The sequence below is a fragment of the Alteromonas sp. ABD4_190 genome (assembly GCF_056160105.1).
This window is the reverse complement of sequence record NZ_JBSWWN010000001.1, coordinates 1,767,954-1,792,681: the sequence shown is the minus strand read 5'-3', so window position 1 is coordinate 1,792,681 and position 24,728 is coordinate 1,767,954. Positions and strand designations below refer to the sequence as shown.

Here is a 24,728-nt window from a genome sequence, read left to right as displayed (position 1 = left end):
TTAAGACAGCGAAACTTACTATGCAAATTGAGCAGCAGTTAGCCGACATTCAAAATGTCGTAGATGATGTACTAAAATTAGCCGTTTCAAAAGGCGCAACACAAGCCGAAGCCAGCATGTCTAAAGTGCAGGGCATCGCCGTGTCTTCACGTATGCAAGAAGTTGAAAACGTTGAATTTACCAACGACGGTGGCTTAGGTATCAGTGTATACGTAGGCAAGCGAAAAGGCAGTGCTTCTACTGCTGATCTAAGTAAAGCAGCACTAACTTTAGCGGTAGAAAAAGCCGTCGATATTGCACGCTATACGAGTGAAGATCCTTGTACAGGTTTGGCCGATGCTGACCTTATCGCCACTGAATTCCCTGATTTAGACCTGTATCATCCTGAAGAGTTAGATACTGAAAAGGCTATTAAAACTGCTATTGAAGCCGAAACGGCGGCAATGAATTACGACTCGCGCATTACAAATTCAGATGGCGCGTCGTATAACGCAAATCTAGGTATGCGCGTTTACGGCAACACGCACGGAATTAACGCCGGTTATCCAAGCAGCCGTTATTCACTAAGCTGTATGGTGATTGGGGCACAAGATGACGACATGCAGCGCGATTACGCTTACACAGTAAGTCGTAAAGCCTCTTTGCTGCAATCAGCAAGTGCAGTGGGTGTTGATGCCGCTAAAGCTACTGTAGACCGTTTAGGTGCTCGTAAAATCAACACGGCTAACGTGCCTGTACTTCTACACCGTGATATTGCATCTAGCTTATTTGGCCACTATGTCGGTGCTATCAGCGGTGGCAGTCTTTATCGTCGCTCTAGTTTCTTACTTGATAGCCTTGGCAAACAAGTTTTCCCTGAGTGGCTTAATATTGAAGAGCGCCCGTTTATTAAAGGCGGCTTGGCAAGTTCTAGCTTCGACAACGAAGGTGTAGCCTGTTCAGATATGACTATTGTAGACGCAGGCAAGTTGGCCACATATCTTTATACTACGTACTCCTCGCGTAAGCTAAACACCCGCTCTAATGGTCATGCTGGTGGTATTCACAATTGGCTAGTAGGCGATACAGGACATAGCGACGCTGACCTGCTTAAAGAAATGGGCACAGGTTTGTTTGTGACCGAACTTATGGGGCAAGGCGTTAATGGTGTGACGGGTGATTACTCGCGCGGCGCAGCGGGATACTGGGTCGAGAATGGCATTATCCAATACCCAGTTCACGAGGTAACTATTGCCGGTAACCTAAGAGATATGTTCAAAGGTATTGTGGCAATTGGCGCTGAAAAAGATGTGCGCGGTAGTGTTCAGACTGGCTCTGTGCTTATCGACCAAATGAAGATTGCGGGCAGCTAGCTCGCGTTTTCTCGAAACGCTGAAGGAGAGAGACCTGTCGATTTCTTAAAGCGTTTTGAGAACGTAAATACATTTGTGTAGCCCACATAGCTTGCAATGTAGGAAACGGGCCACTGAGTGCTTAACAATAAGCTTTTGGCCCGTGCCATACGCAAATGAATAACGTGCTGTTTGGGGCTTCTCCCGAACACCTGCAAACACAGTCTATGAAGATGAGGGGCAGAGTAATGGGCCTTCTCACTTAAGCTTTTCATATCCCAGTCAAACTGTAGCTGTTTATCCACTACTGAAAACAGCGCATGCACTCGACTTATTTGGCGTCGCTCCTTATCTTCACTGGCATGCTTTTTACCTAATGGAGCATCTGCTATGCGGCATAAGTAACGAGAAACAAGCTGCATGGCAGCGAGACGGTTCTCAAGTTCGCGTTCCAAATACACAAGTTCCATGGCGTGATGTAGTCCTTCTAGCATGGCGTTATCTACAACCAGCGCATCGCTTTTTCTAAATGACTTCCAGCGCTCGACATTAGCTAAATTTACCCAAATTATGTCCCACTGCTCGCTGATAATGGAAACTTCAAAGTTTTGTCCAGCAGGTAAAATAATAAGCTGCCCTTCTCGTAACTGAAGTTCGCTTGAGGGAACGCGAAAATTTCCTTGCCCCTTGATGCTATAGAACAAGGTATGGTTAGGCGGAGAAACACGCCCCACTGTATAGTTCCCTGATAAGTTTGAGCATCCTGCCAGTTCAATGCCTAGATCACTGATTTCTGGCGCGTTACTGCTATCTATAAAGCGTTCGAAGCAATTGGGGCCAATATCTACAATGTCTCTGAAGCTAGGTTGCATAAATGTAAAATGATAGTTTTGGATAAATAGATGTAAGGTTAGAGCATAAAGGATCTGTGGAAAGTTAGCTATATTTCGCTTAACGAAAAAGTAAAGGATATGACATGCTTAATGTTGCCCAAGTAGTCGCTCAAAAAGACTGGCAAAACCCGGTTGTGTTTCAAAGAAACCGCATCAGTGCCCACAGTCCACATCGCGGATATAAAACGCTAGAAGATGCACTGCACAGCACCAATGCGCAAAAGCGCAGTTTAAATGGTCAATGGGATTTCCGTTTATTTAATGCCCCAGAAAGCGTACCTGAAAGCCTGATTTCTAAAACACTTACTGATGATGAATCTGCTAATTGGCAAGCTATCACGGTGCCGTCTAACTGGCAGCTGAGTGGGCACGACAAACCGATTTATTGTAACGTGAAATATCCTTTCGCGGTGAATCCTCCTGTGGTACCCAGCGATAACCCAACGGGTTGCTACCGCACAACGTTTAACGTTACCAGTGACCAGTTAGACCAGCGCAATCATATCGTCTTTGAAGGGGTAAATAGCGCCTTTCACCTTTGGTGCAACGGAGAGTATGTAGGTTATTCTCAAGACAGTCGCTTGCCCGCTGAATTCGACTTGTCCCGTCTCTTAGTGGAAGGTGAGAACCGCTTGGCAGTAATGGTGATCAGATGGTCTGACGGTAGCTATTTAGAAGACCAAGATATGTGGTGGCTAAGCGGCATCTTCCGCGACGTTAATTTAGTCACTAAACCTCAGCAGCATATTCAAGACGTGTTCGTTACACCAAAGCTTGATGCGTGTTACCGCGACGCTACGGTTTCAGTTCGTACTGCCATCAATGCGCCATCTACCTTTAAAGTAGGTATCCAGCTTTTTGATGGCGATAGCGCTGTTACCGAGCAAGTTATTACCGGTACCAACAATAAGCGTATTGATGAAAAGGGCGGTTGGGATGATGTGGTTTTCCAAACATTAGATGTGAAAGAGCCCAAGCACTGGACTGCTGAAACCCCTAATTTGTATCGCATCGTAGTTTCCCTTATTGATGAGAGCGGTGAAACGGTAGACCGTGAAGCTTACAATGTTGGCTTTCGAAATATTGAAATGAGAAACGGCCAGCTATTGGTTAATGGCAAAGCTGTGCTTATTCGCGGGGTAAACCGACATGAGCACCATCAGCTTAAAGGTCATGCCATCAATGAAGATGACATGCTTGAAGACATTAAGCTATTAAAACAAAACAACTTTAATGCCGTGCGTACTGCACACTACCCAAATCACCCTCGATGGTATGAGCTTTGCGATGAATATGGGCTCTATGTGGTCGATGAAGCGAATATCGAAACCCACGGTATGTTTCCCATGGGTAGGTTGTCTCGCGACCCGCTTTGGGCAGGCGCTTACATGGCCCGCTTCACCCAAATGGTTGAACGGGACAAAAACCACCCTTGTATCATCATTTGGTCGTTAGGTAACGAATGTGGTCATGGGCCTACCCATGATGCCATGTATGGCTGGGCGAAGTCATTTGACCCATCACGACCTGTGCAATATGAAGGTGGTGGTGCCGACACTACGGCTACCGACATTATCGCGCCTATGTATGCGCGGGTAGATACGGATGTAAAAGACGACGCTGTACCTAAATGGGCTATCAAAAAGTGGCTGTCGATGCCCGGTGAAAACCGGCCCGTTATTTTATGTGAGTACGCCCACGCTATGGGTAACAGTTTGGGAAGCTTTGATGAATATTGGAAGGCATTTAAAGACTATCCACGTCTTCAGGGCGGCTTTATCTGGGACTGGGTTGACCAAGGGTTAACTAAGTACACCGATAGTGGTGAAGCTTACTGGGCTTATGGTGGAGACTTTGGTGATACCGATAACGACCGTCAGTTCTGTATTAACGGATTGCTGTTCCCAGACAGAACACCACACCCCCATTTGTTTGAAGCTAAATATTGTCAGCAGCACTTAAGCTTTTCACTGACCGAGAAAGACAGTGCGTTTGAACTAACAGTAAACAGCGATTACCTATTTAGACATACAGATAATGAGTTGTTGTGTTGGCAAGTACTAGAAGATGGAAAACCAATTGCAAATGCAAAGGGCGAGTGCGAAATCAATATAGGTCCGCAGCAAGCACAGACCCTAACGCTATCTCCTGAAATCACGTTTAAATCAGGCGCTGAGTATCATTTAAATATTGATGTTGTAACTGCGAATAATTGCCCATGGGCTAATGCAGGGCATGTTATGGACACTGCACAGTTAGCACTGACAAACATGTGCGGTATGGCCCCGTTTTCTTTTAATGAACAAGACGACAAAAGTGAGCTCGTTGTTGAGGCCCAAGATGGGATGCTGCTGGTAAATGTCCAAAATAACGTATTTAGCTTTAATAGTGAAAGCGGGCTATTAACCTCGTGGCTTCAAGGTACAGAGGAGGCACTTAGCGCACCGCTAGAGGACAATTTCTTTAGAGCACCGCTAGATAATGATATTGGGGTAAGTGAAGTCGATAATCCAGACCCTAATGCGTGGGAGTCCCGCTGGCGTCGTGCAGGCATAGGTGAGTGGTTACGCACTTGCTCTGGCGTAAACGTCGAGCAGGGCGCTCAAGACGTGCGAATAACGTCGTTATTTGAATATTACTATGATCAAAAGCTGATAGCTTCAACCAAGTGGATTTATACCGTAAATGCACAAGCTGAGCTTTCAGTAGAAGTAGAGGTGTTATTGGATGATGGCTTACCGCCGATGCCGCGTATTGGTATGCAAATGGCAGTGCCTGTGACCCAAGAGCACATGCAAGTTAATTGGAAAGGGCTAGGACCGTTTGAGAATTACCCAGACAGAAAAGCAGCGGCACGCTATGGCCACTACACTTTGCCTGTAGAAGGAATGCAAACGCGCTATATATTCCCTACGGATAATGGCTTGCGCAGTAACTGCAAAGAACTAGCTATCGGCGAATTAAATGCCAGCGGACGGTTCCATTTCAGCGTAAGTGAATATGGGCAAGCACAGCTGGACAGAGCAAAGCATACCTATGATTTAGTACCTCAAGACTGTGTGTTTGTTTACATTGACCATGCGCATATGGGCGTTGGTGGAGATGACTCGTGGAGCCCGAGCACGCACAAAGCCTTCTTACTGGAAGAGAAGTATTACCGTTACGCAGTATGCTTTAAGACTACTGTTGGCTAGCCAGATATTCACGCACAAAAAAGCCGCTACATGGTAGCGGCTTTTCTATTAACTTAATATTTGTTCAGGTAGAGGTTTAGCCGTCAACCTGACCGCAGAAACGGTAACCTTCACCGTGGATAGTTACAATCAACTCTTCATCTGTTGGATCTGACTCGAAGTGCTTACGAATACGACGAATAGTTACGTCAACCGTACGGTCATTTGGACGAAGCTCGCGACCTGTCATTTCCATAATTAGCTGTTCACGGGTAAGGATTTTACCTGGGTTGCTTAGGAAAAGGTGAAGCGCACGGAATTCACTACGAGGTAGACGGAATTCTTTACCGCTAGGAGAAATCAAAGAGCGGCTGTCGCCGTCAAGAGTCCAGCCGTTGAAGCTTACACGGCTTGGTAAATCGTCATCTTCTGAAGAGTTTGTTGTACGAGACAGTAGGTTGCGCGCGCGAATCGTTAGTTCACGAGGGTTGAACGGCTTAGTCAGATAATCGTCTGCGCCAATTTCAAGACCTAGGATGCGATCAACATCGTTATCGCGACCCGTTAGGAAGATAAGGCCTACGTTTTTACGATCACGTACTTCACGTGCCAAAATCAGGCCGTTTTTGCCTGGTAGGTTTATGTCCATGATAACCAAATTGATAGCGTGATTCTCGAAGAAATCATGCATTTGATCACCATTTTCGGCTTCAAATACATTATACCCTTCCGCTTCAAATAGACTCTTAAGCGTGGTACGGGTTACCACCTCATCTTCAACAATTAACACATTTGGCGTCTGCATGGTGTTTTACACTCTTTCTAAAATACGATTTAAGCAACTAACTGGTTAAATTTTAATATCCATGTACTTGATTGCAAGCAACTTGTGAATATTCTTACTGCTAAGGTATTGGGATTAGCCAATAAAAATCAAGAAAAGTTCAGCCTTTATACAACTATTCTGATGTTTTCGCATTAACAACGGGGAAGATAATTACAAATTCCACTCCGTTACCTTCCTCGCTAGTAATCGATATCGAACCATTGAGGGCTTGCGTAACTAAGTTGTACACCAAGTGCATTCCCAACCCTGACCCCCCTTGTCCACGCTTCGTGGTGACAAAGGGGTCAAAAATCCGCTTGCGGATTTCAGGAGAAATGCCCTTTCCGTTATCGGTATAAACAAGCTTGAGCTTGTCGCTGCTAATCAACTCAGCACGAATATCAATGGTTCCTTCATCCACGGATTCGAACCCATGAATAACTGAATTCATGATTAAATTAATCAAAATTTGATTTATAGGGCCAGCCTTCGTTTCAACGCTAAGGGTAGGGTCGCAATTTACGTTGATTTTGTGTTTTAATTTTTTGAGTCGAGGCTGCAATGATAACAGTATCTCATTAACTAGCTGTACAACGCAAAAACTTCTACTAGATTCTGAGGTTTGATCTACGGCAACCTGCTTAAAACTACTAATAAGCTCAGCAGCTCTGTTTAAATTGCGGTAAATAATATTGAGGTTTTCGTTACTTTCATCCAAGAAGCGCTTCATGACACTGGCTTTCAGTGTTTTATTTTCAAAGTCTTTCTGAATAACTGCTAGTCTGTCTAGCATCATGGTCGATGCAGTAACACCTAGGCCTATTGGCGTATTAACTTCATGTGCGACACCGGCAACCATGTCACCGAGGGAAGCCATTTTCTCATTTTGTACAATTTGACGCTGGAATTGATGTAGCTTTTCTAGCGTTTGAATAAGCTCTTGGTTCGCGTCTTTAAGCGCGGTTGTTCGATGGCTGACCATATCTTCAAGGCTGGCATTAAGTTTTCTGTGTTGCTCCTCTGCTTGCCTTTGTTTTTGCATGTATTCTTGCATGCGCAGCAGCATCACGTTGACCGCATCAGCTAATATGTCGAGTTCTTTAATGTTAGAACCACGAGCGCGAGCTGAATAATCACGCTGACGCGACGTACGTTGTAAAAAGTTGGCTATGCTTTCAACTGGGCCAGTTACGACGCGCTGCATTTTAAGTGCCGAGTAAAAGCTTATTGCCAACAGCGCCAAGGCTATCGCTAAATTTAGCCAAATTGATTTCCCAACCAGTTGGTTGAAGTTTTCCGATGAAACCCTTAGATACACCCATCCCAGCTGGATATTAGTTTCGGGGTCAAATACTTTTGCACTCAGTTCAAGGTAATGCCCGTTATCTGCCAGTAGTGGATTCATAACCATTGAAGCTAGCTGATTTTCCTTACCACCTAGTAAAAGCTGACCCTCTTTATTGTACGAAGCAAAAATTTCTGGCTGCAGTGTATTGTTTTGCGCTTTGTAAACGTGAGCATTTAGTACTTGCTCTGCTGCCGCGAGGTTATTTAATGCGGCTTCAATACGTTCAGGGGTTTCATCATAAAGATAAGAAGATGAGCTTCTTGCCACCAATTTGGCGAGCATAATCGCGTTAGATTCAAGCTCATGTCGATAAGTTTTTATTTGCGTATAAACGGCAAGACCTGATAGCACTGCAAGAGAAAAGGTAGCAATAGACATCACAACCCATAGAAAAAGGCTTCTTATTGAAAGCTTAACTGCTCTGTCCGTCATACTTGCCCAGCGCAATGTCCATTCACTTCGTCCGTTTTTTAATAGTGGCGCAAAAATGGCCAAAAAGAAAGGTGTTTATAAACAATAATTAATGTGAAATGTTTCGGTGCTATAACACCCTTCAGCTAACGTTTTTGCACGTTTCTTGCGCTACTAGCTATGATGAATAATAAGGGCAAAAAAGCTGTACACATACAAAAAAATACAACAGAACTAATGGCTAGTTTACCGCAGATAAATATAACTGCTGGTAGCTTTCAGCGGCCGTTTCCCATGTAAAGCGAGTTCGCATTCCCCGTTGCTGCATCGCTCTGAATTTACCCGTATCTTCGTAGAAAGCCAGTAGAGCACGTCGAATACAAGTCAACAAAGCATGGGGTGTAGGTTCATCAAATACAAACCCTGTACCTTCACTATCGTTGCTATAGTCGATGACCGTGTCTTTAAGGCCTCCTACCGAACGTACGATAGGGATAGTGCCGTAGGCTAAGCTGTACATTTGATTTAATCCGCATGGCTCAAATTGCGAAGGCATAAGAAAAAAGTCGGCGCCCGCTTCTACAAGGTGTGCATGCTCTGAACTAAACCCGTTAATAAATGCAAATTTGTCAGGATGTTGTTGGGCAAATTCACCTAGGTCCATACATACTTCAGGGTCGCCCGTGCCCACAATGACTATTTGCACGTTGTGCTTAATTAAATCGTCTAAGATTGGCAATATGTATCCGAATCCTTTTTGTTCTGTTAGCCGGCACACCATTCCAATAAGCGGTACGTTGCCATTGTCAGGTAATCCTGACTTCTCTTGTAATGCTCGTTTACATGCAGTCTTTGGATGAAGATTCTCTACATTGTAGTTCTCAGGGAGAAATCTATCTGTCTCGGGGTTCCACTGAGTGTAGTCACATCCATTTAGAATACCGCTCAAGTCGGCTTGACGATTTACAAGCCGCTCGTGTAGGCCGTGACTGCCCAAGTCTGTGAGTAACTCGCTTGCATAGTTAGGGCTTACGGTTGTCACTTTCGTAGCAAACTCAATCCCACTCTGAAGCATATTGATGTAACCGCCGTGCACTTGCGCCAAAATGTTTGGATGATGGCGAAGAAAGGGGATGGCTTCTAGTTTGTGTACGCCCTGGAATGCGGCATTGTGTATAGTAAATATTGTTTTTGTGCTATCGAAATACCCAGATTTGTCATGAGTAAGTAAAAACGGAAGCATGGCCGTATGCCAATCGTGACAATGTATTATATCCGGCTTCTTATCCATCGCTTTTAGCGTCTGAAGGACGGAACCACTGAAAAAGCTAAAACGCTCACCATTATCTTCATATGCTTCAAAGGCGTTGGCGTATAACCCTTCACGCATGAAGTAGTCAGGCGCGTCTACAAAGTAAATTGCAATGCCGTGCCATTGCATAAAGCGAATATCGAAATGGTACACTTGCCCTTCAGTAAAGAGGGTTTGTTGCTCGATGACTGTGGGTAGATTCAATTGCTCTGCCAGTACTTGATAATACGGCATTATGATAGTGATGTTTTCGCCTAAACTATGTAGTGCGAGAGGAAGCGCTTTGCCAACGTCAGCAAGTCCGCCTGTTTTAACAAACTCTTCAACTTCTGAAATAGCAAATACAATATTCACAGTTAATCTCCCAGAGCGCACACGTTGTGCATTCGTTATGCTTTAATAGAGTATATGGAAAGCGCTGAGTGCCATTGTGAGGTATTCACCATGGCATAAGCAACAGGTAGAAAAGCCAAGTTAGCACAAGCTAATGGCTTTTTTAATTACAAAGCTACCTGATAGACAGAAAATTGCGATGTTTGTGCTGTGGTATAAACCGTTTGGAAGTGCTCTGCGAGCAAACCTGGGTATGGCAAGAATCGGTTTGCCACCATTTGCATACTGCCACCACGGCTTAAGGTTGCCTTTGCATCTGAGATAAATCGCTTCGTAATGGTGTAGTCGGTTTTAATACCGGTGTGAAATGGAGGGTTGGTGACAATATGCTGTACTTTTTGAGTAAAACCGTGCAAACCATCAGCAGCGTAAAGTGTTGCTGATAATCCATTTTCTGCCAAGGTTAGGGCGCTACAATAGACAGCAAGGGCGCTCACGTCGGTAAGGTGCAGCTTTAAATGCGGGTATTTCAGCATGATGTAGCTACCAATAACGCCGGCGCCACACGCAAAATCTAAAACTTCACCGCTCAGTGAGGTCGAAAGTTTTTCTAGCAGTAACTCTGTCCCTGCATCCAGTTCTTTATAACTAAAAACGCCAGGCATAGAGGCAACTTGCCATTCGGTACCTTCAACTTGGTAGGTATTCATGTCAAGCCAAGCATCGGGCTCAAAGGCAAGATGGGGCTCTTCTACCATAACGGTGATAAGGCTGCAGTGGCGCGCCGAATCAACTTTTTGCGTAGGGCCATATTGTTGCATTAACTTAGCGGCACTTTTAATGCCGCCTTTGTTTTCACCAACCACATGAATACGACCATGTTGGCCAACCATACTTGCGGCCATTCGCAGTAACATCTGAAAATGAGTTTTTGCTTTAGGTAAGAAAATCATCACGTCAGAGTGGGATTTTTCTAAAGCCAAGAAAGGCGCAAAAATATGGGTATGATTGCCAACCTTTTGCGTCACCTCAAAGCCAGTGTGCGTAATGTCTCTGCTGTCGAACGATACAGAGGGTATCACGCGCACGCACTCTGAAAAAATATCGAAAAACTGGTGAATTACCGTGACGTCCTGCGATTTAAGGCCATCCAGAAAATACGCGTCAGAAGGATTGATAAATGCCCACTGACCTTCGTCGAAAAGCGCGATATTTCGTTCCAACAATTGGCTTTGAGGAGATAGAATCATTACTTAGTACGCTCGAAAATTAGATCCCACACACCGTGGCCTAGTTTTTGACCGCGAGTTTCAAACTTGGTGATCGGACGGTAGTCCGGACGGGGTACGTAGTCGCCATCGGTTGCGGTGTTGGTGTATCCGTCGGCGTTGGTCATGACCTCTAGCATATGCTCAGCATACTGTTCCCAGTCGGTCGCCATATGAAAGCAACCGCCAATAGCCAATTTAGTGCGAACTAATTCAACAAATTCAGGCTGTACGATACGGCGCTTATGGTGACGCTTTTTGTGCCACGGGTCTGGGAAAAACAACTGCAGGCGAGACAATGAACCATCTGGGATCATATTCTTAAGCACTTCAACCGCGTCATGTTCCATTACACGCAAGTTCTCAACGCCTTGCTCATTGGCGTCAGCTAAGCATGCGCCAACACCAGGGCGATGCACTTCAATGCCGATAAAATCTTTCTCTGGCGCGTTTGCCGCCATCTCAACTAAAGACTTACCCATGCCAAAGCCAATTTCTACAACCACATCTGCGTCTCGGCCAAACACCTCTGGTAAAGACAAGGGTGCATTAATATAGTCTATGCCTTTGGTTGGCCAGTGATCTGCTAGTGCTTTTTCTTGTGCTTTAGTAAGTCTACCTTCGCGCTTTACGAAGCTTTTTACCTTGCTTACATATACTCCAGCGGCTTCTGCTTCCGCCTGACTTTTGAATTGCCTCATTTGCAATGCCTTTCTAACCCAATTTTCTGGTGGCGCATTATCCACTTACCCACGGCTTATGCAACGCTGTAGTGGTAAAAATGCTGTAATTTTATACGCCAATTTGTTTAGCAATAATAGACGCTACAGTGTCAGGTTGCTCAAGTATCAACATATGCCCCGCATCGCTAACAGTGTGGAAGGTTGCTTTGGATAACGAACCTTTGAGCTGCTGGATTGCTTCTGACGGTGCAATTGCGTCTTGTTGAGCGGTAATAAAGGTTACAGGTGCGCTGATCTTCGCCAGTGATTTTACGGTACTCTCTCGTGGCGTTGTGGCGAGTGTGTGATTAAGTAGCGTGGTTTTACCTAAATCTTGCGCCATCGATTTTACAATGCCAGCCACGTTTTCATCGTTCAAACGTGTGGGGTGAATAAATCGCGAGAGGTAGGCATCATTGTCGGGTTTGAAGTTTCCTTGCTTCAGCATGGTAGTCAGCTGCTTACGCTTGGCAATCTCTTCTTTTGATAGTCCTTGTGGGTTGTAGCCTATCAGCGTAACAGAGGCAACATTGGCAGGATTGCGCTGTGCGACCAACGCTGCAATAAACCCGCCCATGGAGTAACCTACAAGGTGCACTTTTTCGTCATCGAGGATACGGTCTTCACTTAATGCCAGCATTTCTTCTTGTGATGCTGCCCATTGAAGCGGCACATACCTGCGCTGTGAAATATTCAACAAGCGCCATAGTGGCAGGAATACACGTTCGTCGCAGAGTGTACCGGGAAAAAACAAAACAGGGTGCTGCACAGACACGTGTGCTCCTTAACATTAAACTAGCTAGTTACATGCTACCATAGCGCGCCAGTTAATGAATGGTCGCTTACTAGAAAGCATTACGCTTTTTGTGTGGCTAAGCTTTATTAGTAAAAGAATAAGCAGTAGCAATTACTTTTTTAGATAATTATGACAGAACAACAATATACAGGAAGCTTCGCAGAGCGAGTGCTTGCATGGTTTGACAAGCACGGGCGAAAGCATTTGCCTTGGCAGCAAGACGTAACGCCTTATAAAGTATGGGTGTCGGAAATTATGCTCCAGCAAACCCAAGTAACTACGGTAATTCCTTATTTTGAACGTTTTATGGCGTCTTTCCCCACGGTTCATGACTTAGCTAAGGCATCCCAAGACGATGTGCTTCATCATTGGACGGGGTTAGGCTACTACGCGAGAGCTAGGAATCTCCATAAAGCTGCGAATATGTTGGTAGACAAATACAACGGCGAGTTTCCCTATTCTCTTGAAGAAGTCATGGATTTGCCCGGTATAGGGCGCTCTACTGCTGGGGCGATACTTTCCCTATCTCGCAATATGCGCTTTGCTATATTAGATGGCAACGTGAAGCGTGTGCTGGCGCGTTACTATGCGATAAGCGGGTGGCCGGGGCAGAAAAAAGTGGAAAACCAACTGTGGGAGGTGGCAGAAACAAATACGCCGACTAACCCAGAAGGCGGACGTTGTGCCAACTATACGCAGGTGATGATGGACTTGGGCGCGATGATCTGTACGCGAAGCAAGCCAAAGTGTGATGAATGCCCGCTTCAAGCCGACTGTATTGCCTACGCCCAAGGCGCGCAAGCCGACTACCCGGGTAAGAAGCCGAAAAAAACGCTACCGGAAAAATCCACCTACATGATGGTGGCACAGTTTAACAGCCAAGTGTATTTAGAGCAGCGTCCCTCAACAGGGCTGTGGGGCGGTTTGTATGGTTTTATCGAGGTATCTTCAATAGAAGAGGGAATTGAGCAGCTTAACAAACGGGGAATCAGTGTTGAAGATACGCGAGAGCTTGAAGGTTTCCGCCATACCTTTAGTCATTTTCATTTAGATATCACCCCGGTAGTGGCCGTGGTAAACTCTGCTCCAACAAAGCGCGTAGCCGAAACGGCATATCGCTGGTTTTCGTTGAACGAGCCTATTGAAGTTGGTTTAGCGGCGCCTACAACCAAGATTATTCAGCAGTTAGTACGTTAGGCCTTCTAAGCCCAACGTAATATTTATTGTTAAGCAGATAGCATACGAAAGGAAATAACATGGCAAGAACGGTATTTTGTCGCAAGCTTCAAAAAGAAGCTGACGGCTTAGATTTCCAACTTTACCCGGGCGAACTGGGTAAGCGTATTTTCGACAACATTTCTAAAGAAGCATGGGCTGAATGGCAAAAAAAGCAAACCATGCTAATTAACGAACACAAGTTGAATATGATGGAGCCGAATGCCCGTTCATTTTTGGAAGAAAAAATGTCGGCGTACTTGTTTGACGACGTTGAGCCTACGATTGAAGGCTATGTTCCGCCTGAAAAATAAGCAAAAAAGCGTTTTTTGAGCAAACAATGTGCAAACAGTAATAAAAGCGCAAAAAAAGCGAGAAAAACGGTTGACTTGTGAAGGCGAAAACCGTTTAATACGCACCCACAGCAGGACAGGCAGTAAACGCCTAGAACGCTAACAAGTTTCAGCCTCGATAGCTCAGTTGGTAGAGCAGCGGATTGAAAATCCGCGTGTCCCTGGTTCGATCCCGGGTCGAGGCACCATCATTTAAGCCCTTGCAGAAATGCGAGGGCTTTTTTGATCCAGGCGTTGGAAATACCAGGCACACGCTATCGTGCCCCTGCGGCTGCGCCGCGCGTTACAATCCCGGGTCGAGGCACCATTATTCAGAGAGCCCTTGCAGAAATGCGAGGGCTTTTTTGATTCCAAACCACTTTCCTTTATTTTGAAATTTGTGCTCGCGAAAACGCATATGGCAGCTTTACCGCTTCGCATCGTATAATGCGAACAATATGCGATACTGATTAAGAGAACAGAGCATGAGCCGTCGTAAGAAAATCTTCACTAAGCTTAAGAAAAAAGATAAGAAAGCGAAGGCTAAACTTCACAAAAGCAATAAGCCAGCATACATCTCTAAAGCGGAACGGGCAAAGCTTGCAGAACAAGAGCACGATGAATTGTCTGTGACCGAAAAAAGTACCAAGCCAGTCGACATATAATATTGCCGTCAAATATGTTGATGAAGTCACACAGCTAAAACAATGGGACTGTTTTTTGTGTCCAGCAGAGGTGAATAATTTCAAATACGTATGTCAAAGCGAAACGCCGTTATCCATTTTGGAATGCTATCCGGGTAACACGAAGTAGCGCGCTATTGAGTCTTGCGCCATTTTGAATTGCAAAAAAGAGAGAAAGAAAATAGCCAGCTTGTAGTTAAGCTGGCTATGCTTTTTGGGTTATCTAGTCATGCGTTACATCAAGCGCATAGAAGGTCGCTTGAACATAATCATCGCCATCACCCGTATTGTTTTGATTGTAAACACCTGCTTTAAAGTACATGTAGTCATCGGCAACATCGTAGCCGCTGTTGTTCATGTCCACTTCTTCAATTAGCGTAGGTTTACCTTCGCGCAATATTTTAACCGTTAGGGTATTACCCGTTACGTCTATCTCGTAACTGAACACTTCATTAAGTGCAATGCCGTCGCTAGGCTCACTTGCTGAGCTAGAACGCGAACCAATCATTTCATACCATTGCTCGGCATTGCCATTACCCGGTTCATGGGCAAAGTAAATCGAGCCTTTGTCGTGCCCGGGTAGTTTTCTGTAGTAAAGGCGCACAGGTTCATCTGTATCAGCATGTATCTGCCCTATAATTACACGGCCTACTTGCCCGCTATCACCTGTAGTGGTTACGTGATTAACTGCAACGGTAGCCTTCATGTTCCCATCAACACCGCCCGCTGCATTTTGCGCAGAAGAGGGGGCAGAACTAAATACCCAATTGTTTTTATTAACGCCTTGCGTATCGATAGATGTGTCACCGGCCCGTAGCATCTCCCGTAGCTCAGAACGAGTATAGCTAGTGTTAGTTGATGTTTTATACCCATCTATTTCGCTTCTAAACGTCATGCCCCCATCGTTAGCTGTATAAAAGAAACGATCATCTTCAAAGCCTGCGTTAAGTTCGTCTTCTTTAATTGAATCTGCTTTTCCATTACCGTCATCGTCAGTCTGAATACTTAAATACCAACGAGACAAATCGAAATTGGTTGACGGTGGTGCACTTGGATCTAGTGACGGATTCGAAGTTGGCGGCGTAACAGAGCCGCCCTCATAGACTTCAACTTCTGTGATATTTGTCCAAGTTGAATTTGCAGTGTTAGAAAATGTTTTAATGCGAATTTGTTGAGCTGCAATATCATCAATATCGAACACTTCGATATTTGACGTAGAGCCGCTACTCACATCATCAAATACTTTCGTCCACGAGCCGCTTGTGCCTGGGCGTGCGTATATTTCAAACGTGTATGCCTGCGTATCGCCTCGACCCCAAGCTATACCAACTTCTGATACCGTTGTAGTTTCGTTAAGCTGAACGGTTAAATTTACTGGCGAGCCGCTACCTGCCCAACGTGATGAAAAGTCGGTATTACCATCAATAACATTGGTCGCAGGATAACTACCATGGCCGCTACCATCGTCAAAAGCGGTATTAATTGAAACAGAGCTTCCAGTATTGCCCGTAGACGGTGAATCTGCGTCTGTTCGAGTTAGTTCCCATTGCTGGTTAACGTTACTGTTATTAGAAGACCAAAGGTATAATGGTTGACGTCGTGTGGCGCCATTTCCCCCGTCTATCGAATAGCCAGAGGCGTTGCGCTTCTGAAAGCGATAAATTTCTGTACCGCTGATCACCTTTATTTTTTCCCAATGCTGATCGTAATTCGATGCATCACAAGGTTCTAAAGTTATAGCTTGGCCGTTAGAGCCACCGCTACCACCGTCCCAGCAAAGGTTTGTATCTTGTTTTTTATATGAGTAATAGCCATCACCATGACTAATTTGTACCCACTGCTGGTTAACATTGTTGAGATTCGTGTTCCATAAGTAGGGCTGTTGGCCAACAACAGCACCACCGTTTCCATCTATAGAGAACGCAGTGTTATTTTTTTCCATTACAAAGGTTGCTGCATGTGCATTAGTAGCGGCAATAGCTAGCAATGCACACGGTAGGGTGTAGGCAACTTTCATTATTAAGTCCTTACTTAATTATTAAAGGGTATAACCAATTTAATGATGATTTGTGTAAAATTGGTTAACACAATGTAAAGGAGTATTTGCGATAGATCAAAACAACAATGATATTTATTTTTATATCCCGTATAAATAAATGAAAATATTGACTATTTTAATCTTGCTATATTTCTATCAAAAATTATTGGTATTACCAATTTGAATTTAGTTCTATCTATTGAGCTGCGGAAGGGCATACGAAAGGGTACTTAATATAGCAAGTGGTGCACTTGTTGATTTTTAATATAAGTAATTTCATGCACTTAATCGTCGAGGTTTGATTTAACGCATTTCTCGACTTTAAGAGGGAGTTAAATCGTTACGTTTACCTGACTCGATGACATTGAATAGAGGTAACAATATGTCTTCACCTAGACTATTGCTCGGTGTCAAGCACTTGTCGCATAGTGGAGCGAAGCCAAATACTCTGAAAACAAGTCTGATAAGAACTAGTTTACGCTTTTTAGGCGCAGTTAAAGCCAAAGAGCGCTTTTTTTATAAAAAACTTATGCATGTTCTTGCCTACTTTTCAAAATGGGTACTACGCTTATCTCATGTGTGCAAAGCCAGTTAAGCATAACGTTGTTACCCACCTTGGCTAACAACGTTATGTTGCCTTTGCGCTAGGCTTATGTCTATTGGCGCTCATAGAGTGTGCCCAGCGCTTTGTAATTCGTGAACCAAGTAACGTGCTTAAATATGAAAGATGACTGTTGGAGTTAAGTAGCAGTGTTTTTTCAAGGAGAGTTTTTTTGTCATTTAATAACTTACCTTCAATGCAGCAAGGGGCTTTAAAGAGCATATATGTACTTTGTGTAGTAGGCATAGCTGCTTCTTGGGCTTTGTTCTTTTTTGTGTCTGCGCTCACAGCGCTTGCGGTACTGACAGGCGTAGTTGTCTTTAGTGCTTTCATTTATAGCAAAAGTGCGGAGGAAGTTGACGAGGTCTATCCAAATAATGATCCTCAAGCGCAAAGCGAACAAGCGGGTAGTGCTGATATCAAAAAAGCGAGCGACGAGCTTGCTCTGTCTTTAAGCACATGCGACAGCAATTTATCGTCCATCAAGTCTACCCAAGATGACGCTGTTGAAACCTTATCCAATGCTTTTAGTAGTTTAAAAGCGCTTGTTGCACAACAAATTCAGTGTATCGATGCGTTATTGAGCGTCGATAGTGCGCAATCACAATCATATTCAGAACGCATGCGTACGTTTGCACAAGAAACCGATGGAACCCTGACCCAATTTATCGATTCAACCGAGCAAATGTCCTCGTCAACAAAGCACCTTATGGAACAAGTGCAAACCATTCAACAGGCGATGCCAACGGTTATTGACGCACTTAGCGGCATTGATGATATTGCCGCGCAAACCAACTTGTTGGCACTAAATGCTGCGATAGAAGCGGCAAGGGCAGGCGAAGCTGGTCGAGGGTTTGCGGTGGTGGCTGATGAAGTGCGCGCATTATCAACGCGATCTACACAATTTAGTGACGTTATAAAAACCCAAGTTGAGAATATCCGTAGTTTGGTAGACAAACTCACTGACACTGCAGAATTTGTAGCCTCGCAAGATATATCTCAGGTTGTTAATGCTAAATCACATATAAGTGATCAACTGGCCGAAATCATTAGAAAAGCAGAAGCAGACCTTGTTACTACTAAACAAATTGAAGATATAGGCTCACAGCTTGATGAGTCTATAAACGCTGCTATCCGAGGTATGCAGTTTGGCGATATCAATGGCCAGCATATCCAATATACCCAAGACATGATTACGTTCATTTTAGAACAGTTGGCAACGTTAGATCCCCACAATATTGAGCGTTTCGTCAGCGAATTAAGCGAGTACCAAAGAGGGCTCGCACAAAAAGGTAAAAATGACCACAACCCAGTGTCTGCCACCTCTATGGACGCTGGAGAAGTTGAATTGTTCTAAGCTAAGAAAGGAACAGGAAGCACTGTCAGTAATGACATATTTTGGAGAAGTGAGCACATGAGCAAACATATTTTAGTTGTCGACGATTCGGTGTCGATTCGTCAAATGGTAGAGATGACACTAAAGGGCGCCGGATATACCGTCACTACAGCCCAAGACGGTCAAGAAGCGCTGGATAAATGTAAGGGGCAGCAATTTAACTTTGTACTCACTGATCAAAACATGCCTCGTATGGATGGCCTTACGCTTATTAAAAACTTGCGTGGGTTAGGGGCCTACAGCAGAACCCCAATTGTCATGCTTACCACAGAAGCGGGCGACGATATGAAAGCAAAAGGTAAAGCTGCGGGAGCAACCGGTTGGATGGTAAAGCCTTTTGATCCAAACAAACTTCTTGATGTGACTAGACGCGTCTTAGGTTAGTCCCTTTTACTAATTCCTTAAGTCTGGAAGGATTCAGAATGAGCATCGATATTGAACAGTTCCATAGCGTATTTTTCGACGAGAGCGACGAGCATCTCGACGATATGGAACAGCTATTGATGAGCTTGGACGTCGAGTCTCCCGATCCTGAAGAACTCAATAGTATTTTTCGCGCAGCCCATTCCATCAAGGGCGGTAGCGGTATTTTCGGTTTTGATGCGTTGATGAACTTAACGCATGTGATGGAAAATTTACTCGACAAAGCCCGCAATAATGAACTCACTGTAACGGCTGACATTGTCAACGTGCTTTTAGAAACCCTCGACGTTTTAAAAGACACCTTAAACGCCTATCGTGATGAAACTGAAATTCCACAAGAAGGCATTGATGAGCGCATAAAAATACTCAACGCTGTTATTGACGGGCAACCCACTGATGCCGAAACAGATGGTAACAATGGGTCAACTGAAGTAAGCGTGAACGCGCAAATCGAAAGTGAACACGATGACAGCTTTGGCTTCTTTGATGACGAGCCTTCTGAGTCTAGTTCAGCTACTGACGACGGTTTTGGCTTTTTCGATGATGAGCCTATTCAAAATTTATCTAGCGAAAGCAGCGAAGAAAACGATGATGGCTTTGGATTTTTTGATGACGTATCTGATAGCCAAGACCTTCAAGACGGCGGAACTACCCATTCGTCACCTCAAGCTGAAGAAGGCTTTGGGTTCTTCGACGACGAAGATACCCAAAGTAATCTCGTCGAATCTAAAACGGAAAAATCAGAAGCAGCAACAGCTGAAAGTGGTAACAAAGAGGAAAGCCAAGGCTTCGGCTTTTTCGAAGACGTACCTTCGGCTCGCCACATAAATACCGCAGCAAACACAACTAACAACGGGCAAAGTCAAAGCGCCAGTACTTCAAAAAGTTCAGCAACAGCCTCTAGAGCACCGCAAGCTGAGGCTGGCTCTACGCCTGCAACTGCTAAAAAGAAAACTAAACCTTCTACGAAAAAAAGCTCTGCTCGAGAGTCGGCTTCAATTCGAGTAGATACCACAAAAATTGACGCCATGGTTAACTTGGTGGGCGAACTGGTAATCACCCAGTCAATGCTTTCCATGATAGGCCAAGATGTTGATGGGCAAATTGGCGAGCGGCTACAGCTTGCTATTGATGAGTTACAGCGCAACACCCGAGAAATACAAGAGTCGGTCATGTCTATGCGCATGCTTCCGCTAACGGCAACTTTCAATCGCTTCCCCCGTTTAGTGAGAGACCTAGCAGGAAAGTTGGGTAAACAGGTTGAATTGGTACTTCAAGGTGGCAGTACGGAAATAGATAAAAGCCTAATTGAAAAGATTGTCGACCCGCTTACTCACTTAGTGCGCAATAGCATTGATCATGGCATCGAAATGCCAGAAAAGCGTGCGGCTGCCGGCAAGCCGGAAAAGGGCACGGTTATCTTAAGTGCCGAGCAAAAGGGCGGTAGTATTATCATCAGTATTATTGACGATGGTGGTGGCCTTCATCGCGATAAAATTCTTGATAAAGCGCGTAGTAACGGGCTTGCCGTATCTGATGATATGCCAGACTCAGAAGTATGGCAGTTGATATTCCAGCCTGGGTTTTCAACCGCTGAAGCCATTACTGATGTATCGGGCAGAGGGGTAGGTATGGATGTGGTGCGCCGCAATATCGAATCAATTGGCGGACGTATCGATATTGAATCGAGCGCTGGTGAAGGCTCAGCTTTCTTCATTCACTTACCGCTTACGCTAGCTATTGTCGATGGCATGTGTGTGTCGGTGGGTAAGCAAATCTTTGTTGTTCCTCTTTTAAACATTATCGAATCTTTCCAACCCACAAAGCAGCAGCTTAAAACCTTGGGTAACGACACCGTACTTTACATTCGAGACCAATATTGGCCTTTAGTGCCTCTTTACGACTTTATGGAAGTAGAAGGCGCCGCACTTTCTCCAACAGAGGGCATTGTGGTGTTACTTGAAAGCAGTAAAAAGCGCTTTGGTATTTTAGTTGATGCGCTAGTGGGCCAGCAGCAGGTGGTAATTAAAAGTTTAGAGGAACACTACCGTAAAGTGGCTGGAATAGCGGGGGCAACCATTATGGGGGACGGTAAAGTCGCACTTATTATCGATGCAGACTCCATTGCTACAACCTACACCTCCAGTCAAATAGAGGAGTTACTTTCATGAGTGAAACGGCCTTGCATCAAGCGGTTACTGGTGGACAAGACAAAGAATACTTAAGTTTCGTGCTTGGCGATGAGCATTACGCCTTGGACATAACAACAGTGAAGGAAATCAGAGGGTACGAACAAGTTACTAAAATTGCGAATGCGCCTGCTTTTATCAAAGGGGTAATTAATTTGCGTGGTGACATAGTTCCTATCGTGGATTTGCGTATCAAGTTTAGCGTAGGCGAGGCCACATATAACGACTTCACAATAGTGATAATGCTAAACATTCAAGAACGTATTGTTGGCATCGTGGTAGATGGTGTATCCGATGTTATTCGCTTGTCTGAAGAGCAAGTACTTCCGCCACCAGAGTTTGGCGTAGCTTTTGATAGTAGGTATCTACACGGCTTAGCCGATGTAGATGAAAACATGGTCATTCTGGTGAACATAGAGAGCTTAATAACCAGCGAAGAGCTGGGTTTAGTTGCACCTGAAAGCGTTAACGACGACGCGTAGTTACAAGGTCCTTCACTAAACGGAAACACCTGACATTGGGAAATATTAGTTATGGGCGTATTTAATTTTCTTAACGGCGAAGAGTTGAAGGTAGCGAAACACGACGCGCTATTGAAATCGAATATTTTAAAGGCTAGTGCCTCAAACTTGTTGGTTATCGACAAGTCTGGGGTTATTCAATACTGCACACCGGCATTCCTGCATATGGCAAAAGCCTACCCTAAAGACTTTTCTGTCGGTGGTGGCGAGACAACATTATCAGGCAAGCACATTGACGATATTACTGTTGGGACTAGCTCTTCAGAAAATCCGTCTTATTTACTCACCCATGCTTCAGGTGACAAGAAGCAGCTTGTTTCACTCGCTGAACATAGCTTTTGCGTAAGTGCATCTTCAATAACAGCGGACGAAAACGGCACTGAGCTTTTCGTTACGCAGTGGCAGGACAATACAGAAAATAAACGCAACAAAGGCATGGTCGATGCCATTATGCGAAGCCAAGCTGTAATCTCCTTTACTACGGATGGGGAAATATTATCGGCTAACGACAACTTTCTGTCCGCCATGGGTTATAGCGAGACTGAAGTGGTAGGAAAGCACCATCGTATTTTTGTAGACAGTGACTACGCACAAAGTGATGAGTATAAAGCGTTTTGGGCAAAGCTAAAAAGCGGAGACGTACACAGCGGTGAGTTTTGCAGAATCAATAAGCAAGGCGAAGAGGTGTGGATCCAAGCTACCTATAACCCTGTGTTTGACGACAACGGCGAGGTGGATTACATCATTAAATTTGCCTCTGACATTACGGCTCAAAAACAGAAAAATGCAGATTTCGAAGGGCAAATTACCGCCATTAACAAATCTCAGGCCGTAATCGAGTTTGACCTAGAGGGAAATATTCTAAACGCCAACGAAAACTTCCTTGCCGCAATGGGCTATAGCCTGTCTGAAATTAAAGGGCAGCATCACAGTATGTTTGTCGACCCAAGCTACAAGCTAAGTGCAGAATACGCTGCTTTTTGGCAGAGTTTAAAATCAGGAGAGCACAGCGAGGGGGAATATAAACGGATAGCAAAAGGTGGCAAAGAAATATGGATCCGTGCGTCTTACAACCCCATTTTTGACAGTACTGGCAAACCATTTAAAGTAGTTAAATTTGCCACCGACGTAACGCAAGATAAGCTAAGAAACGCGTATTTCGAAGGGCAAATAAACGCTATCAGTAAATCGCAGGCGGTCATCGAATTCGATGTAGATGGCAACATTATTACTGCTAATGACAACTTCCTTAACACCATGGGCTACCACTTAGACGAAGTCAAAGGTAAGCATCACCAACTATTTGTGGATGAAGAAACCAGGCAGTCAGAGTCGTATCAGCGCTTTTGGTCTGAACTCAAATCTGGCAAGTTTTTCTCTGGCGAGTTTAAGCGAGTAAGCAAGTCAGGGAGTAGCGTGTGGATTCAAGCTTCTTATAACCCCATAGAAGACATGAATGGCAACCCGTTTAGGGTAGTCAAATACGCCACCAATATTACCGAAGATAAACTGAAAAACGCTTACTTTGAAGGTCAGTTGAACGCAATAAGTAAGTCTCAGGCTGTTATTGAATTTGACCTAGAAGGCGTAATCTTAAACGCGAACAGTAACTTTTTAGCCGCTATGGGATATACCCTTGACGAAGTAAAAGGAAAGCACCACAGCATTTTTGTAGATCCTGCTTTTAAAAATAGCCCCGAATACGCAGCCTTCTGGGAGCAATTGCGTCAAGGCGTTTATGCCAGCGGTGAATATAAGCGTTTCGATAAATCGGGAAAACCAGTTTATATTCAGGCTTCTTACAACCCCATTTTAGACCAAAATGGCAAGCCGTTTAGAGTAGTGAAATACGCGACAGATGTTACGGGTAGAACCTTAGCAGTTGAAAGTATCAAGTCTATTATGGCCAGCCTAACAGAAGGCGATTTATTGAAAACAATAGATGAGCCACTAGATGGTGATTTCAAAGTACTCGGTGAATCCATTAATCACTTTATTGACGAACTACACGACACCATAGTGAAAATTCACACTGCTGTTGAAACCATTGATACTGCCTCAAACGAAATAGCCACGGGCAACGCCGACCTGTCTAGCCGCACCGAGCAGCAGGCCTCTAGCTTAGAAGAAACTGCCTCAGCCATGGAAGAACTAACGGGAACAGTGAAGCTAAATGCTGAGAACGCTGACCAAGCGAAAGGATTAGCAAGCCAGGCGTCGGATGTGGCATCTGAGGGTGGCAAAGTTATTGAGCAAGTAGTGCATACCATGGGTGAAATTAACGATTCTGCCCAGCGCATTTCAGACATTATCGGTGTTATTGACGGCATCGCGTTTCAAACCAACATACTTGCGCTAAACGCAGCAGTTGAAGCCGCGCGAGCCGGCGAACAAGGCCGCGGGTTTGCGGTTGTTGCTTCTGAAGTAAGGACGCTGGCTCAGCGCTCTGCAGAGGCAGCAAAAGACATTAAGGCGCTAATTTCAGCATCGGTGGAAAAGATTGGCGATGGCAATGTATTGGTGAATAAGTCTGGCGAAACCATGGCTAATATCGTCACTGCGATTAAACGCGTTAACGACATTATGTCTGAAATTGCTGCGGCATCATCTGAGCAAGCCACAGGAATACAGGAAGTAAGTAATGCGGTGGTTCAAATGGACGAGATGACTCAGCAAAATGCCGCGTTAGTTGAGCAGGCAGCGGCAGCGGCTGACAGTATGAGACAGCAGTCAGGTGAATTAGCGCAGCGGGTGTCGGTATTTAAAGTAGGAAATAATCGAAAGGCCGAACAGGCCTCTTACACACGCTCGTTAAATGGCAGTAGTGCATTACCTAAAGAGCGTGAAGTGCCCAAGCAGCGAATTAAAGCGCTGAATCCAGCCGCGCCTGATGCGTCGGATTGGGAGGCATTTTAGT

The 24,728-nt window shown here is 44.8% G+C and carries 18 protein-coding genes and 1 tRNA gene; 11 read left to right on the top strand and 8 right to left on the bottom strand.

What is annotated here, in order from left to right; genetic code table 11:
• The first annotated feature begins 20 nt into the window (after positions 1 to 20).
• A complete protein-coding gene (gene pmbA / locus ACXAFM_RS07910) occupies positions 21 to 1,352 on the top strand; it encodes a metalloprotease PmbA (RefSeq protein ID WP_474834065.1) in 1,332 nt (443 codons plus the stop codon).
• Here the strand turns inward: pmbA and ACXAFM_RS07905 are convergent.
• Positions 1,349 to 2,203, bottom strand: coding sequence for an AraC family transcriptional regulator (locus ACXAFM_RS07905; protein ID WP_474834063.1), 855 nt, complete (start codon positions 2,201 to 2,203; stop codon positions 1,349 to 1,351). The genes pmbA and ACXAFM_RS07905 overlap by 4 nt on opposite strands.
• A 104-nt stretch (positions 2,204 to 2,307) precedes the next feature.
• On the opposite strand from ACXAFM_RS07905, the gene ACXAFM_RS07900 reads away from it, so the two are divergent.
• Positions 2,308 to 5,418, top strand: coding sequence for a beta-galactosidase (locus ACXAFM_RS07900; RefSeq protein WP_474834061.1), 3,111 nt, complete (start codon positions 2,308 to 2,310; stop codon positions 5,416 to 5,418).
• 76 nt (positions 5,419 to 5,494) lie between these two features.
• Here the strand turns inward: ACXAFM_RS07900 and arcA are convergent, their stop codons facing one another.
• From arcA to ACXAFM_RS07870, 6 genes are all read right to left on the bottom strand, one after another.
• The gene (gene arcA / locus ACXAFM_RS07895) at positions 5,495 to 6,202 is read right to left on the bottom strand and encodes a two-component system response regulator ArcA (RefSeq protein WP_131093847.1); all 708 of its coding nucleotides are present in this window, start codon (positions 6,200 to 6,202) and stop codon (positions 5,495 to 5,497) included.
• Positions 6,203 to 6,356: 154 nt separating this feature from the next.
• Positions 6,357 to 8,003: a HAMP domain-containing sensor histidine kinase gene (locus tag ACXAFM_RS07890; RefSeq protein ID WP_474828391.1), complete on the bottom strand. Its 1,647-nt coding sequence runs from the start codon at positions 8,001 to 8,003 to the stop codon at positions 6,357 to 6,359.
• Between the two features lie 220 nt (positions 8,004 to 8,223).
• The gene (gene glgA, locus ACXAFM_RS07885) at positions 8,224 to 9,648 is read right to left on the bottom strand and encodes a glycogen synthase GlgA (protein WP_474834059.1); all 1,425 of its coding nucleotides are present in this window, start codon (positions 9,646 to 9,648) and stop codon (positions 8,224 to 8,226) included.
• A 146-nt stretch (positions 9,649 to 9,794) separates the two neighbouring features.
• Positions 9,795 to 10,877, bottom strand: a complete 1,083-nt coding sequence (locus ACXAFM_RS07880; protein WP_474834057.1) for a methyltransferase — start codon at positions 10,875 to 10,877, stop codon at positions 9,795 to 9,797.
• Positions 10,877 to 11,596, bottom strand: coding sequence for a tRNA (guanosine(46)-N7)-methyltransferase TrmB (trmB, locus tag ACXAFM_RS07875; protein ID WP_474828385.1), 720 nt, complete (start codon positions 11,594 to 11,596; stop codon positions 10,877 to 10,879). The genes ACXAFM_RS07880 and trmB overlap by 1 nt, the downstream gene beginning before the upstream one ends.
• Positions 11,597 to 11,687: 91 nt before the next feature.
• Entirely contained in the window at positions 11,688 to 12,392 is a 705-nt protein-coding gene (locus ACXAFM_RS07870) for an alpha/beta fold hydrolase (RefSeq protein WP_474828383.1), read from the bottom strand.
• Between the two features lie 150 nt (positions 12,393 to 12,542).
• Here ACXAFM_RS07870 and mutY point away from each other — a divergent pair, with 150 nt between their 5' ends.
• The 4 genes from mutY to ACXAFM_RS07850 all read left to right on the top strand — a co-directional run bounded on the left by mutY (position 12,543) and on the right by ACXAFM_RS07850 (position 14,625).
• The gene (gene mutY, locus ACXAFM_RS07865; RefSeq protein ID WP_474828381.1) at positions 12,543 to 13,610 is read left to right on the top strand and encodes an A/G-specific adenine glycosylase; all 1,068 of its coding nucleotides are present in this window, start codon (positions 12,543 to 12,545) and stop codon (positions 13,608 to 13,610) included.
• Positions 13,611 to 13,669: 59 nt separating this feature from the next.
• Positions 13,670 to 13,942: an oxidative damage protection protein gene (locus tag ACXAFM_RS07860; RefSeq protein ID WP_025256893.1), complete on the top strand. Its 273-nt coding sequence runs from the start codon at positions 13,670 to 13,672 to the stop codon at positions 13,940 to 13,942.
• A 151-nt stretch (positions 13,943 to 14,093) separates the two neighbouring features.
• A tRNA-Phe gene (locus ACXAFM_RS07855) sits at positions 14,094 to 14,169 on the top strand.
• A gap of 276 nt (positions 14,170 to 14,445) precedes the next feature.
• Positions 14,446 to 14,625, top strand: a complete 180-nt coding sequence (locus tag ACXAFM_RS07850; protein WP_474834055.1) for a DUF2986 domain-containing protein — start codon at positions 14,446 to 14,448, stop codon at positions 14,623 to 14,625.
• 241 nt (positions 14,626 to 14,866) lie between these two features.
• Here ACXAFM_RS07850 and ACXAFM_RS07845 read toward each other — a convergent pair whose 3' ends face one another.
• Positions 14,867 to 16,660 (bottom strand): polysaccharide lyase family 7 protein, encoded by a 1,794-nt coding sequence (locus ACXAFM_RS07845; RefSeq protein WP_474828377.1) that lies wholly within the window; start codon positions 16,658 to 16,660, stop codon positions 14,867 to 14,869.
• 818 nt (positions 16,661 to 17,478) lie between these two features.
• Between ACXAFM_RS07845 and ACXAFM_RS07840 the strand changes: the two genes are divergently transcribed.
• From ACXAFM_RS07840 to ACXAFM_RS07820, 5 genes are read left to right on the top strand one after another with little or no spacing between them, the layout of a single operon-like run.
• A complete protein-coding gene (locus ACXAFM_RS07840) occupies positions 17,479 to 18,639 on the top strand; it encodes a methyl-accepting chemotaxis protein (protein ID WP_474830543.1) in 1,161 nt (386 codons plus the stop codon).
• Between the two features lie 57 nt (positions 18,640 to 18,696).
• On the top strand, positions 18,697 to 19,062 hold the full coding sequence (locus ACXAFM_RS07835; protein WP_474802668.1) for a response regulator: 366 nt from the start codon (positions 18,697 to 18,699) through the stop codon (positions 19,060 to 19,062).
• A 38-nt stretch (positions 19,063 to 19,100) separates the two neighbouring features.
• Positions 19,101 to 21,272: a chemotaxis protein CheW gene (locus ACXAFM_RS07830; RefSeq protein ID WP_474828374.1), complete on the top strand. Its 2,172-nt coding sequence runs from the start codon at positions 19,101 to 19,103 to the stop codon at positions 21,270 to 21,272.
• Positions 21,269 to 21,772, top strand: a complete 504-nt coding sequence (locus tag ACXAFM_RS07825; protein WP_474828372.1) for a chemotaxis protein CheW — start codon at positions 21,269 to 21,271, stop codon at positions 21,770 to 21,772. The genes ACXAFM_RS07830 and ACXAFM_RS07825 overlap by 4 nt, the downstream gene beginning before the upstream one ends.
• Positions 21,773 to 21,823: 51 nt before the next feature.
• Positions 21,824 to 24,727 (top strand): methyl-accepting chemotaxis protein, encoded by a 2,904-nt coding sequence (locus ACXAFM_RS07820; RefSeq protein WP_474834053.1) that lies wholly within the window; start codon positions 21,824 to 21,826, stop codon positions 24,725 to 24,727.
• Position 24,728: the final 1 nt, after the last annotated feature.

Coding starts and splice junctions, on each gene's coding strand:
- ACXAFM_RS07845 (WP_474828377.1), bottom strand. CDS start 16,660: ATGAAAGTTGCCTACACCCTACCGTGTGCATTGCTAGCTATTGCCGCT.
- mutY (WP_474828381.1), top strand. CDS start 12,543: ATGACAGAACAACAATATACAGGAAGCTTCGCAGAGCGAGTGCTTGCA.
- ACXAFM_RS07835 (WP_474802668.1), top strand. CDS start 18,697: ATGAGCAAACATATTTTAGTTGTCGACGATTCGGTGTCGATTCGTCAA.
- ACXAFM_RS07850 (WP_474834055.1), top strand. CDS start 14,446: ATGAGCCGTCGTAAGAAAATCTTCACTAAGCTTAAGAAAAAAGATAAG.
- ACXAFM_RS07840 (WP_474830543.1), top strand. CDS start 17,479: ATGCAGCAAGGGGCTTTAAAGAGCATATATGTACTTTGTGTAGTAGGC.
- arcA (WP_131093847.1), bottom strand. CDS start 6,202: ATGCAGACGCCAAATGTGTTAATTGTTGAAGATGAGGTGGTAACCCGT.
- pmbA (WP_474834065.1), top strand. CDS start 21: ATGCAAATTGAGCAGCAGTTAGCCGACATTCAAAATGTCGTAGATGAT.
- ACXAFM_RS07890 (WP_474828391.1), bottom strand. CDS start 8,003: ATGACGGACAGAGCAGTTAAGCTTTCAATAAGAAGCCTTTTTCTATGG.
- ACXAFM_RS07880 (WP_474834057.1), bottom strand. CDS start 10,877: ATGATTCTATCTCCTCAAAGCCAATTGTTGGAACGAAATATCGCGCTT.
- ACXAFM_RS07860 (WP_025256893.1), top strand. CDS start 13,670: ATGGCAAGAACGGTATTTTGTCGCAAGCTTCAAAAAGAAGCTGACGGC.
- ACXAFM_RS07820 (WP_474834053.1), top strand. CDS start 21,824: ATGGGCGTATTTAATTTTCTTAACGGCGAAGAGTTGAAGGTAGCGAAA.
- ACXAFM_RS07905 (WP_474834063.1), bottom strand. CDS start 2,203: ATGCAACCTAGCTTCAGAGACATTGTAGATATTGGCCCCAATTGCTTC.
- ACXAFM_RS07830 (WP_474828374.1), top strand. CDS start 19,101: ATGAGCATCGATATTGAACAGTTCCATAGCGTATTTTTCGACGAGAGC.
- ACXAFM_RS07825 (WP_474828372.1), top strand. CDS start 21,269: ATGAGTGAAACGGCCTTGCATCAAGCGGTTACTGGTGGACAAGACAAA.
- ACXAFM_RS07900 (WP_474834061.1), top strand. CDS start 2,308: ATGCTTAATGTTGCCCAAGTAGTCGCTCAAAAAGACTGGCAAAACCCG.
- trmB (WP_474828385.1), bottom strand. CDS start 11,596: ATGAGGCAATTCAAAAGTCAGGCGGAAGCAGAAGCCGCTGGAGTATAT.